At 70.5% G+C, this 11,107-nt stretch carries 9 protein-coding genes, 1 pseudogene and 1 riboswitch; of the genes and pseudogenes, 5 read left to right on the top strand and 5 right to left on the bottom strand.

Going from position 1 to position 11,107, the window contains the following annotated elements; all coding sequences use genetic code 11:
- Positions 1-93: 93 nt before the first annotated feature.
- Positions 94-753 carry a transglycosylase family protein gene (locus tag ABZ570_RS32260; protein WP_358071692.1) on the bottom strand — a complete coding sequence of 220 codons (660 nt, stop codon included), beginning with the start codon at positions 751-753 and terminating at the stop codon, positions 94-96.
- Positions 753-925: riboswitch (cyclic di-AMP (ydaO/yuaA leader) on the bottom strand. (Overlaps the previous gene by 1 nt.)
- 149 nt (positions 926-1,074) lie before the next feature.
- Positions 1,075-2,898: a glycoside hydrolase family 3 N-terminal domain-containing protein gene (locus tag ABZ570_RS32255; RefSeq protein ID WP_358071690.1), complete on the bottom strand. Its 1,824-nt coding sequence runs from the start codon at positions 2,896-2,898 to the stop codon at positions 1,075-1,077.
- A gap of 199 nt (positions 2,899-3,097) precedes the next feature.
- On the opposite strand from ABZ570_RS32255, the gene ABZ570_RS32250 reads away from it, so the two are divergent.
- Positions 3,098-4,666 (top strand): LLM class flavin-dependent oxidoreductase, encoded by a 1,569-nt coding sequence (locus ABZ570_RS32250; protein ID WP_358071688.1) that lies wholly within the window; start codon positions 3,098-3,100, stop codon positions 4,664-4,666.
- Between the two features lie 92 nt (positions 4,667-4,758).
- Positions 4,759-5,766 (top strand): hypothetical protein, encoded by a 1,008-nt coding sequence (locus ABZ570_RS32245; RefSeq protein ID WP_358071686.1) that lies wholly within the window; start codon positions 4,759-4,761, stop codon positions 5,764-5,766.
- A 73-nt stretch (positions 5,767-5,839) separates the two neighbouring features.
- On the opposite strand, the gene htpG is transcribed toward ABZ570_RS32245, so the two are convergent.
- Together htpG and ABZ570_RS32235 are read right to left on the bottom strand one after the other, a co-directional pair.
- Positions 5,840-7,732: a molecular chaperone HtpG gene (gene htpG / locus ABZ570_RS32240; RefSeq protein ID WP_358071684.1), complete on the bottom strand. Its 1,893-nt coding sequence runs from the start codon at positions 7,730-7,732 to the stop codon at positions 5,840-5,842.
- A 211-nt stretch (positions 7,733-7,943) separates the two neighbouring features.
- On the bottom strand, positions 7,944-8,285 hold the full coding sequence (locus ABZ570_RS32235) for a cytoplasmic protein (protein ID WP_358071682.1): 342 nt from the start codon (positions 8,283-8,285) through the stop codon (positions 7,944-7,946).
- 67 nt (positions 8,286-8,352) lie between these two features.
- Here ABZ570_RS32235 and ABZ570_RS32230 point away from each other — a divergent pair, with 67 nt between their 5' ends.
- Positions 8,353-8,991, top strand: coding sequence for a helix-turn-helix domain-containing protein (locus ABZ570_RS32230; protein WP_358071680.1), 639 nt, complete (start codon positions 8,353-8,355; stop codon positions 8,989-8,991).
- Between the two features lie 7 nt (positions 8,992-8,998).
- A pseudogene (locus ABZ570_RS32225) lies at positions 8,999-9,745 on the top strand (IS630 family transposase); the annotation flags it as partial.
- 72 nt (positions 9,746-9,817) lie between these two features.
- On the opposite strand, the gene ABZ570_RS32220 reads toward ABZ570_RS32225, so the two are convergent.
- Positions 9,818-10,195, bottom strand: a complete 378-nt coding sequence (locus tag ABZ570_RS32220) for a nuclear transport factor 2 family protein (RefSeq protein WP_198940448.1) — start codon at positions 10,193-10,195, stop codon at positions 9,818-9,820.
- Positions 10,196-10,375: 180 nt separating this feature from the next.
- On the opposite strand from ABZ570_RS32220, the gene smpB reads away from it, so the two are divergent.
- Positions 10,376-10,864, top strand: a complete 489-nt coding sequence (gene smpB / locus ABZ570_RS32215) for an SsrA-binding protein SmpB (RefSeq protein ID WP_358071678.1) — start codon at positions 10,376-10,378, stop codon at positions 10,862-10,864.
- Positions 10,865-11,107: the final 243 nt, after the last annotated feature.

The raw sequence follows: 11,107 nt of genomic DNA, 5'->3' as shown, positions 1-11,107 counted from the left end.
AGCTCGATGATCTTGGCCTCGAGCTCGCGGCCGACGTACGGCTGCAGGTCACGCATCCGCCGCATCTCCACCAGCGGCCCCCGACCCGTGGCGTCAGCGCAGGCGCAGCCGCTGACCCGGGAAGATCAGGCCCGGGTCGTCGCCGATCACCCGCTTGTTGCGCTCGTACAGCGCGTGCCAGCCGCCGGTGACGTGCCGCTGCGCGGCGATCGCGGACAGCGTGTCACCGCGCTTGACCAGGTAGGTGCCGGAGCCACCGGTGGTCGGCACGGTACGCCGGTGCTTTCGGGTGGCCGACCGCTCGGCCCGCGACGACTGCTTGCCGGTCGCCTTCTTCGGGGACTTCCGGCTGGCGGACTCGGACGCGGACGAGTAGTGCTTCGCCGAGCCGCCCTTCTTGCCGCAGACCGGCCAGGCGCCGATGCCCTGTCCCTTGAGGACCTTCTCGGCGACGGCGATCTGCTCACCGCGGCTGGCCAGGTCCGCCCGGCTGGCGTACTTCTGGCCGCCGTAGCCGCTCCAGGTGCCCTTCGAGAACTGGAGACCGCCGTAGTAGCCGTTGCCGGTGTTGATGTGCCAGTTGCCGCCGGACTCGCACTGGGCGATGGCGTCCCAGTTCACGCTGGACGCGCTGGCCGGCGCGGCCGGGCCGAGGAAAGCGGCGGCACCGGTGACGGCGCCGACGACGAGCGCCCCGACGGCGACGCGACGCTGGGCGACCCGCCGAGGACGTGCGACGTGTTCAGTTGCCATGTGGATTTCCTCCACGCCGACGAGGTGAGCTGTCGGGTTCGGGCCGAGGAGCCCGGCCGCCGGATGGCGGCTTCACCCCGAGGTGTCGAGCACCGAGGAACTTGTGGGTCCCCCGCTCCCGCCTGAGGTCCAGGTACCGACGGCCGGCGGCGGAATTAGGCGTTACCGGCCCGCGGTGTCCGCGATCGCGAACGCACTCGACGTTAGGGACTAATTCGGACGATCGCCCACTTCTTGTGAAGTTCTTCACCCACTCGGGCGAGGACACGGAGCCACGAGTTGCGGCGGGTCCGGGCATGCCTTACAAGCCCACGGGCACGTTCAGTACGTCAGGCCGAAGCCCTGCGGGAAGAGCGGAAGCTGCCCGTCGCCGGCGTTGATGGGCTGCTGGCTGGCGGAGTTCATCCAGGTCATCGGCAGTTTTCCGGTCGGCGCGTACCCGCCGAAGAGGACGTCGGCCACGCCGGCGCCCTCGGTGCCCGGCAGCCAGGAGGCGAGCAGCGCGGTCCAGTTCGGCAGCTCGCCGGCAACGTCCAGCGGCCGGCCGGAGACCAGCACCACGATCACGGGTACGCCGGCGTTGCGCAGGGTCGCGATGGTGCGCAGGTCCTCCCGGTCCAGGCTCATGGCGCCGGTACGGTCGCCCTGGCCCTCGGCGTACGGTGTCTCGCCGACCACCGCGATCGCGGCGCGGTAGCTGCTGTCGATGCCGGTGCCGCGCTGGTTGTAGGTGACCGTCGTGGTCGGACCGACCGCGGCGCGGATGCCCTGGAGGATGCTGGTGCCGGGGGTGATGTTGCCCGATGAGCCCTGCCAGGAGATGGTCCAGCCGCCGCTCTGGTTGCCGATGTTGTCGGCGTTCTTGCCGGCCACGAAGATCTTGTTGTTGTCCCGGGCCAGCGGCAGAACGCCGCCGGAGTTCTTCAGCAGCACCTGGGACTCGCGGACGACCTGCCGGGCGAGCGCCCGGTGGGCGGCACTGCCGACCGTCGGGGTCCAGCTCCGGTCGGTGTACGGCCGCTCGAAGAGGCCGAGTTCGAACTTCTTGGTGAGGATCCGCCGGTTGGCGTCGTCGATCCGGCTCATCGGCACGTGCCCGTTCTGCACCTCGGCCCGGAGCGTGCTGAGGAACGTCTTCCAGGCGGTGGGGACCATGACCATGTCGATGCCGGCGTTGATCGCCGTGGTGACCTCGGCGGCGGTGAAGCCGGCAGCGCCGTCGATCTGGTCGATGCCGTTCCAGTCGGACACGACGAAACCGGAGAAACCCAGCTCTCCCTTGAGGACGGTCGTGATCAGATACCGGTTGCCGTGCAGCTTCACGCCGTTCCAGCTGCTGTAGGAGATCATCACCGATCCGACGCCGCGCTGCACCGCCGCCTGGAACGGCGGCAGGTGGACGGCCCGCAGGTCGGCCTCGCTGAGCTGGGTGTTCCCCTGGTCGGCACCGCCGGTGGTCCCGCCGTCGCCGACGTAGTGCTTGGCGGTCGCGAGCACCGACGTGGGTCCCCCGAGCGTGCTGCCCTGCAGGCCGGTGACCAGGGTGGACAGGCTCGACGGCAGGTCGGGGGTCTCGCCGAACGACTCGTAGGTGCGGCCCCATCGGTCGTTGCGGGCGACGCAGAGGCAGGGCGCGAAGTCCCAGTCGACGCCGGTGCCGGCGACCTCCTCGGCGACGGCCTGGCCGATCTGCTGCACCAGAGCCGGGTCACGGCTGGCGCCGAGGCCGATGTTGTGCGGGAAGATCGTCGCCCCGTACACGTTGTTGTGCCCGTGCACGGCGTCGACACCGTAGATCATCGGGATGGCGAGCGGGGTGGCGAGAGCGGCCCGCTGGAATCCGTCGTACATGTCCGCCCAGGCGGTGGCGATGTTCGGGCTCGGCGCGGAGCCGCCGCCGGAGAGGACCGATCCGAGCCGATAGGTGGTGAGGTCGCTCGCGGTGACCGAGCCGCGCTCGGCCTGGGTCATCTGGCCGATCTTCTCGTCCACGGTCATCCGGGAGAGCAGGTCGGCGACGCGGGTGGCGACCGGCAGCGTCGGGTCCTGGTACGGGTAGCCGGCGGCGGCGGCCGGGGCGGGCGCGCTCAGGGCGGTGATCGCGACGAGGAGGAGGGCGAGGCCGAGGGGGCGGTGGCGGATCACGGGGTCCACTCCTTCCGGAGGAACGCGAAGGCCGTTCACCAGCACCCTATGCCGGCAGGACATTGATCGACACCACTGCAATCGCCACCCTGCGCGAAAATTCCTCGCGGTCGTAGGAGCGGGAGCGGCACCGACCCGGCACCGACTACGGTGGCGAGGTCCGGCACGGTCGCCGGGCCGGGCGAGCAGGCGGAGGCTGATGAGCGACTACGGGCACGAGCTGATCTTCGGGGGCTTCCTCACCCCCTCGGCCGGCCAGCCGGAGCAGGTGGTGGCGCTGGCCAAACGCTGCGAGCAGGCCGGCCTCGACCTGGTCACCTTCCAGGACCACCCGTACCAGCCGGGTTTCCTGGACACCTGGACGCTGATGTCGTTCGTGGCCGCGGCGACCAGCCGGGTCCGGCTGGCCGGCAACGTGCTGAACCTGCCCCTGCGCCAGCCGGTGGTGCTGGCGCGCAGCGTCGCCAGCCTGGACCTGCTCAGCGGCGGCCGGGTCGAGCTGGGCCTCGGGGCCGGCGCGTTCTGGGAGGCGATCGAGGCGGTCGGTGGTCGGCGGCTGAGCCCCCGGCAGGCGGTGGACGCCCTCGACGAGGCGATCCGGGTGATCCGCGAGGTCTGGAACACCGAGCGGCGCGGCATGGTCCGGGTCGAGGGTGAGCACTACCGGGTGGTCGGGGCGAAGCGTGGGCCGGCGCCGGCGCACCCGGCGGGGATCTGGGTGGGCGCGTACAAGCCGCGGATGCTGCGGCTGGTCGGGCGCGCGGCGGACGGCTGGCTGCCGTCGCTGTCCTACCTGCCGGACGGGCCGGCCGAGCTGCCCGGGATGAACGCGGTGATCGACGAGAGCGCCGAGGCGGCCGGGCGGGATCCGCGCTCGGTGCGGCGGCTGCTCAACGTCTCCGGCCGGTTCGCCCGATCCTCGGCCGGCTTCCTGGCCGGGCCGCCCGAGCAGTGGGTGGAGGAGCTGGCCGGGCTCACCCTGGACCACGGCGTCTCCGCGTTCATCCTCGGCGCCGACGACCCCACCGCCATCCAGCTCTTCGCCCAGGAGGTGGCGCCCGCGGTCCGCGAGCTGGTCGCCGCCGAACGCGCCGAGCCCGGCAGCCGCGCCACGGCCGCGGCGGAGCAGCGCGAGGTGATCGAGGCCGGCGGCGCCGGTACGCTCGCCGTCACCCCCACCCCCGACCCCGGGGTACGGCTGACCGACCACCAACTCTGGGACGAGTCCACCCGTCCGGCCGCCCCGCCGGCCCCGGCCGGGCACGTCTACACCCCGCACGCCCAGGCCGTCGGCGCGCACCTGGTCGACGTGCACGACCACCTGCGGCGAGAGCTGACCCAGGTGCGCGACCTGCTCGAACAGGTCAAGCGGGGAGTGGTCTCCGCCGGCGCCGCCCGGGCCGTGCTCAACCAGATGACCATGCGGCAGAACAACTGGACGCTGGGGGCGTACTGCGCCGCCTACTGCACCGTGGTCACCCAGCATCACGGGCTGGAGGACAACTCGATCTTTCCGCACCTGCGGCGCTCCGACCCGGGGCTGGGCCCGGTGCTCGACCGCCTGGAGGCGGAACACGTGGTGATCCACGACGTGGTGGAGAGCGTGGACCGGGCCCTGGTCGACCTGATCCGCAACCCGGGCGACTTCACCGAGCTCCAGAGGGCGGTGGACCTCCTCACCGACACCCTGCTGTCGCACCTGTCGTACGAGGAGCGCGCGATCGTGGAGCCGCTGGCCCGGTACGGCTTCTACGCCGGGCAGGTCTGACCGACCCCGACGTCCACCCGATCACCGACCAATTCTCACATTCGCCCAGGTCAGAGGCGTCGAGCTACGGTGACGGGCAGAGGTGATGGGCAATGTCGGTGATCTATGTTGACCTGTCTTACCACGACTGGGACCGCGTCAAGGGCGAGCTCGACTGGGCGGCCATCCGCCGGGCCACCTCCCCCGTCCTGTGCCTGCGCGCCAGCTATGGCGACCCGCAGGGCTACCACCCGGCCAGCCCGCACGTCAACGAGATGGCGCGCGGCGCGGCCGGTGCCGGCTTCGACCTGATCGGTGGCTACCACAACCTGATCAAGGGCGATCAGGCCAGCACCAACCGGCAGGTCGACTACCTACGTCGCACCCTCGACGGAATCAGCGCGGTGTGGGCGATGCTCGATGTCGAGCGTTACCCCGAGCTGGTCGCCAACGGACTGTGGCCGCGTTTCGACGACGTACGCCGGTTCGTGGACCGTTGGCACGCCGTCGATCAACGAGTGCTGGCGATCTACCTCCCCGAGTGGAACTGGGCCGGGTATCTCGGCAAGCCCGACCTCCGGCCGCTCGGCGCTCCGCTGGTTGCCAGCGCCTACGGCACCAACCCCACCGGCGCGCCCGCCGACGTGTACGCGCGAGCCGGAGGGGACGGCGGCCCAGGCTGGGCCGCGTACGGCGGGGTGACCCCGTCGATCTGGCAGTACGGGTCGAACGTCGCCTGCCCCGGCGCGTCCGCACAGACCGACTGCAACGCATTCCGTGGCTCGCTCGACCAACTGCGGGCCCTGTTGGTGAAGGACGACACCATGACCCCAGCCGAGTTCTCCGCGATCCTGTCCGACCCGGCCGTCGCTGCCCAGATGCGCGCGCTGCCCTGGCAGTACGTCGGCGGCGGCATCCCGGCGGGCACCTCGACCTTGAAGGTGCTCAACACCATCCTCGAGACCACCACGGCCACACCCACCGCCGCGGCGATCGCGGCGGCCACCGTACAGGCGCTCGCCGGGCAGGCCCCGGCCGACGCCGCCGCCGCGATCGTCGCCGCGATCGGCAAGGACCGGGCCGCAGCCCTCGCCACGGCCCTCACCGCCGCCACGCGGTAGGGGACTCGGGACAGCCGGCCGCCGCCCGCCGCGACGTGGCTGCCGCGGCGGGCGGAGCGGGTGGCCGCTGGCCCTACAGGGTACGGGCGAGCCGGTCGGCGAGGATCCTGGTGAACCGGGACGGGTCGGCCAGCTCCCCGCCCTCGGCGAGCAACGCCATGCCGTACAGCAGCTCGGCGGTCTCGCTCAGCGCGGTGACGTCGCCGCCCTGTTCGTGCGCCTTGCGCAGCCCGGTGACCAGCGGGTGGGTCGGGTTGAGCTCGAGGATCCGCTTGACCTGCGGCACCTCCTGCCCCATCGCCCGGTACATCTTCTCCAGCGTCGGCGTCATGTCGTGCGCGTCACCGACGACGCAGGCCGGCGAGGTGGTGAGCCGGGAGGAGAGCCGGACCTCCTTGACGCTGTCGGCGAGCGCGCCGCTCATCCAGGTGAGCAGGTCGGCGTACTCCTTGCGCTCGGCCTCGGCCTTCTCCTTCTCCTCATCGGTCTCCAGGTCGACCTGGCCCTTGGCCACCGAGCGGAGGGTCTTCCCGTCGTAGGCGCCGACCCGCTCGACCCAGACCTCGTCGACCGGGTCGGTGAGGATGAGCACCTCGTAGCCCTTGGCCCGGAACGCCTCCAGGTGCGGGGAGTTCTCGATCGTGGCCCGGGACTCGCCGGTGGCGTAGTAGATCTCGGACTGGCCGTCCTTCATCCGCCCGACGTAGTCGCGCAGCGTGGTCAGCTCGGCCGGGTCGTGGGTGGAGGCGGCCCGGACCAGGTCGAGCAGGGCCTCGGTGTTGTCCGGGTCCTCGATCAGCCCCTCCTTGACCACCGCACCGAACTCGGTCCAGAAGGTGCGGTAGGACTCGGCCGACATCTCCTTGAGGGTGGCGAGGACCTTCTTGACCAGGCGGCGACGGACGGCACGGATCTGCCGGTCCTGCTGGAGGATCTCCCGGGAGATGTTCAGCGACAGGTCGTGCGCGTCCACCACGCCCTTGACGAAGCGCAGGTAGTTGGGCATCAGCGCGTCGCAGTCGTCCATGATGAACACGCGCTTGACATAGAGCTGCACACCGCGGCGGCCCTGCGGGGAGAACAGGTCGAGCGGGGCGTGCGACGGCAGGAAGAGCAGAGCCTCGTACTCGAAGGTGCCCTCGCCCCGCATGTGGATGGTCTCGAGCGGGTCCGCCCAGTCGTGCGCGACGTGCCGGTAGAACTCCTTGTACTCGGCCTCGTCGACCTCGTCGCGGGAGCGGGCCCAGAGCGCCTTCATCGAGTTGAGGGTCTGCTCCTCGCGGGTGGTCGCGTCGTCCTCACCCGGCCGCTCGATGGTCATCCGGATCGGCCAGGCGATGAAGTCGGAGTACCGCTTGACGATCTCCCGGATGGTCCACTCGGCGGTGTAGTCGTGCAGGTTGTCCTCGGCGTCCGCCGGCTTGAGGTGCAGGGTGACCGAGGTGCCCTGCGGGGCCTCGTCGACCGACTCCACCGAGAAGGTGCCCTCGCCGGTGGACTCCCAGCGGGTGCCCCCGCTCTGCCCGGCGCGGCGGGTCAGCAGGGTCACCTTGTCGGCCACCATGAAAGTGGCGTAGAACCCCACGCCGAACTGGCCGATCAGCTCCTGGGAGGCGGCGGCGTCCTTCGACTCGCGTAGCTTGCGCAGCAGCTCGGCGGTGCCGGACTTGGCGATCGTGCCGATCAGCCCGACCACCTCGTCCCGGGACATGCCGATGCCGTTGTCCCGCACGGTCAGCGTGCGGGCCTCCTTGTCGACCTCGATCTCGATGTGCAGGTCGGAGGTGTCGACGGTGAGATCCTTGTCGACCAGCGACTCCAGCCGCAGCTTGTCCAGCGCGTCGGACGCGTTCGAGATCAGTTCGCGCAGGAAGACGTCCTTGTTCGAGTAGATCGAGTGGACCATCAGCTGGAGCAGCTGACGGGCCTCGGCCTGGAACTCCAACGTCTCGACCCGGTCGCTCACACCGACTCCCTTCCACTTCGCGGGCCTTCCGGCGGAAAGGATACGAGGCGTGCGCACCCGGCCACCGCACGGTGTCGCACTGGGTAGGTGCCACCCGCCGCGGCCGGGGTGTCCCGGCGGGGGCGGAGCTGCTTCCGCCAGTCAAGCCGCTGCGGCGACGGTAGGTACTCAGACCTCAGCTTTCAGAGCGAGTATCACGTTGCGCCGCAGCTCAGGTCTGCGGGCCCAGCACGCCGTCTCTCGGGGACGGGGCCGGCTCCTTGAGTTCCACGAAGATGCTGTGCGTCTGGGTGTCGCCGATGTTCTGGCCGCTGTGCTCCTGGGCGCCGACCCAGCGCACCGTACCGGCCGGGATCTCGACGTCGACGGACCGCTCGCCAGCGCTGATCTGCCGGCGGAACGAGGTCAGCGTGTACATGACGCTGTCGGGATGCCGGTGCAGATGCGTCTTGTCGCCGGGCCGATCGCGGTACTCCAGCACCCGGACCCGGTCGTTCTCGAAGATCACCTTGTAGAGGTCGGGGTCGGTGACAGTGGGATCGTCGCTGTTCATGGCGCCTACCTGTCAAGTCGCAGCTCGTGAGACTCCAGTCCCATGGGACGAAGGTACCATCATCACGATGGAAGTACCATATGAGGCCACGGGTCGGACGCAGCAGAAGTCACGCACCCGACAGGCGCTGGTCGACGCCACCCGCGACCTGCTGACCGAGGGCCTGACGCCGAGGGTGGAGGACGCGGCCGAGCGGGCGGGAATTTCGCGCACCACCGCCTACCGCTACTTCCCCAACCAACGATCCCTGCTGCTCGCAGCACAGCCACAGATCCAGCCGGAAACCCTGCTCGACGACAGCGCGCCCACCGACCCGCACGCGCGCCTCGACGTGTTCATGACAGCCTTCATCCGCTACAACTTCGAGTGGGAGCCACAGCTACGCGCCGCCCTGCGGCTGTCGTTGGACCCAGTGGGAGGCCGGGGCAGCACGGATCAGGCGGCCCGGCCGATGCTGCGCCGCGGCCGGGCGATCGGCTGGGTCGAGCACGCCCTCGCGCCACTGGAACGGACCCACCCACATCTCGACCGGCACCAACTCGCCGTCGACATCAGGTCGGCGACCGGCATCGAGTCCCTGATCTGGCTCCGGGACATCGCCGGTCAGAGCCGCCGGCAGGCAGGGGAAACCGTACGCCGCACCGCGCACGCCCTCCTCGACGCCGCGCTGCGCGCCGGCGAGGCCCCGAGCAGGCGACGCGCATGACGAACCGTCAGCCGGCCGCGTCATCCGCATCGGCCGTGAAGCCTTACGGTGCCTGCTCCACCGCCGCGGCATCACCTTCCAGCGCACCAAGACCTGGAAGGAGTCGCCCGACCCTGATCGCGACGCCAAGCTCGACCGGATTGAGCAGGTGCTGGACCGCTTCCCGGGCCGGGTCTTCACCTGCGACGAGTTCGGGCCCCTGGGGATCCGGCCCACCGCGGGCTCCTGCTGGGCGAAACAGGGCAAGCCAAACCGGCTGCCGGCGACCTACCGCCGCACCCATGGCGTCACCTACTTCCACGGCTGCTACTCCGTGGGCGACGACCGCCTGTGGGGCGTCAACCGACGTCGCAAGGGCACCGCCAACACCCTGGCCGCGCTCAAGTCGATCCGCGCCGCCCGGCTCGACGGCGCCCCGATCTACATCATCCTGGGCAACCTCTCCGCCTACACCGGCGCGGACATCCGCCGCTGGGCGAAGAAGAACAAGGTCGAGCTGTGCTTCACCCCGACCTACGCTTCCTGGGCCAATCCGATCGAGGCCCACTTCGGCCCGCTGCGGCAGTTCACCCTGGCCAACTCCCACCACCGCAGCCACCCCGCGCAAACCCAGGCACTGCACCGCTACCTGCGCTGGCGCAATACCAACGCCCGCCACCCCGACGTACTCACCGCCCAACGCAAGGAACGCGCCCGCGTCCGCAGCGAGAAGGGCATCCGCTGGGGCGGACGCCCCCTCAACACCGCAGCCTGACCAACCGCGAACCGCAGCCCCCGAGCGCCGAAGGGGGCAAGTTCAGGAGAAGGACAGCGACAGAAGGATGACTCAGGAGGCGGACGGTTCGATCTCCCCCGCAAAGACGATGAACTGGTCGATGAGGCTCCGTCGCAGATGGACGACGTCCGTTCCCGCCAGGCGGGGACCTCCATCCGGCGTGGTAAAGACCCACTGGTACCGGGCCCACTCGTCAGGCATGTCCACCGCCGAGCAGCGCACCATCGTGCCGGTCCCCGCCGGGTGGCGCCGGATGTCCAGCACGAACCGCTCGACCGCCGCGATTCCTTCGCTGCGACCCAACGGCCCCCAGAAGACCACGTCTGAGGTCAGAGCCTGGGAGAGCAGGGCAGTCACATAGCTGTCGTCCGAGGCGTTGAACGCGGAGATGAACGTGTCGATCGCGGAGCGTGCAATCTCTTCCTGCATGCCCCAGTAATACCAGCCGTTTCGCGTGCGCTCGTCCCGCGAGCCGCCTTCCGATCACGGTGAACCATCCCGGTCACAGCACTAGTCGGTCCCACCGCCGACATGGGAGCGGGCGTACGCGACGGCCCCGAGCTGACCGTTCGCTTATCCTGCTCTGGGGCCGACAGCAAGGGGTGGGGCGTGGCCAGGGAGACCGGGCGGAAGCTGATCGCCTCGAACAAGAAGGCGCGGCACGACTACACCATCCTCAAGACGTACGAGGCCGGGATCGTGCTGGCCGGCACCGAGGTGAAGTCGCTGCGCGAGGGGCGGGCGTCGCTGGTCGACGCGTTCGCCCAGGAGCGCGACGGCGAGATCATGCTGTACGGCCTGCACATCGCCGAGTACGGCTACGGCACCTGGACCAACCACCAGCCGCGACGCACCCGCAAGCTGCTGCTGCACCGGATCGAGATCGGCCGGATCTTGGAGAAGCTGCGCGAGGGCGGGGTGACCCTGGTGCCGCTGTCGATGTACTTCTCCAACGGCTGGGCGAAGGTCGAGCTGGGTCTGGCCCGAGGGAAGAAGTCGTACGACAAGCGGCAGGCCCTCGCCGAGCGGGACGCGAACCGGGAGATCGCCCGTGAGCTGGGCCGCCGCCTCAAGGGTGCCCGCCGCCCGTCCCGCTGAGCGTCGAGCCAGGGCTGGCGCTGCTGCCGGTCGGCCGCCATGATCACCGCATGGACCCGGCCGACGTCCGCTCGAACATCCGCAGCCTGCTCGGGCTCGGGGCCGTCTCGCTGACCGCCGCGCCCGTCGTCGCCCACTCGCCGGACGCGGCCGGGCCCGGCGCGCTGCGGGGGGGGGGGGGGGGGCGGCGGGACGCGGCGGGAGGGGGCGGGGGTTGGTGGTGTAGGCAGCGCGGGGCGGGAT

Source organism: Micromonospora sp. NPDC007271 (assembly GCF_040634005.1).
Lineage (GTDB): Bacteria > Actinomycetota > Actinomycetes > Mycobacteriales > Micromonosporaceae > Micromonospora.
The sequence above is the reverse complement of the archived record's forward strand: the minus strand, read 5'-3'. Positions and strand labels throughout refer to the sequence as shown.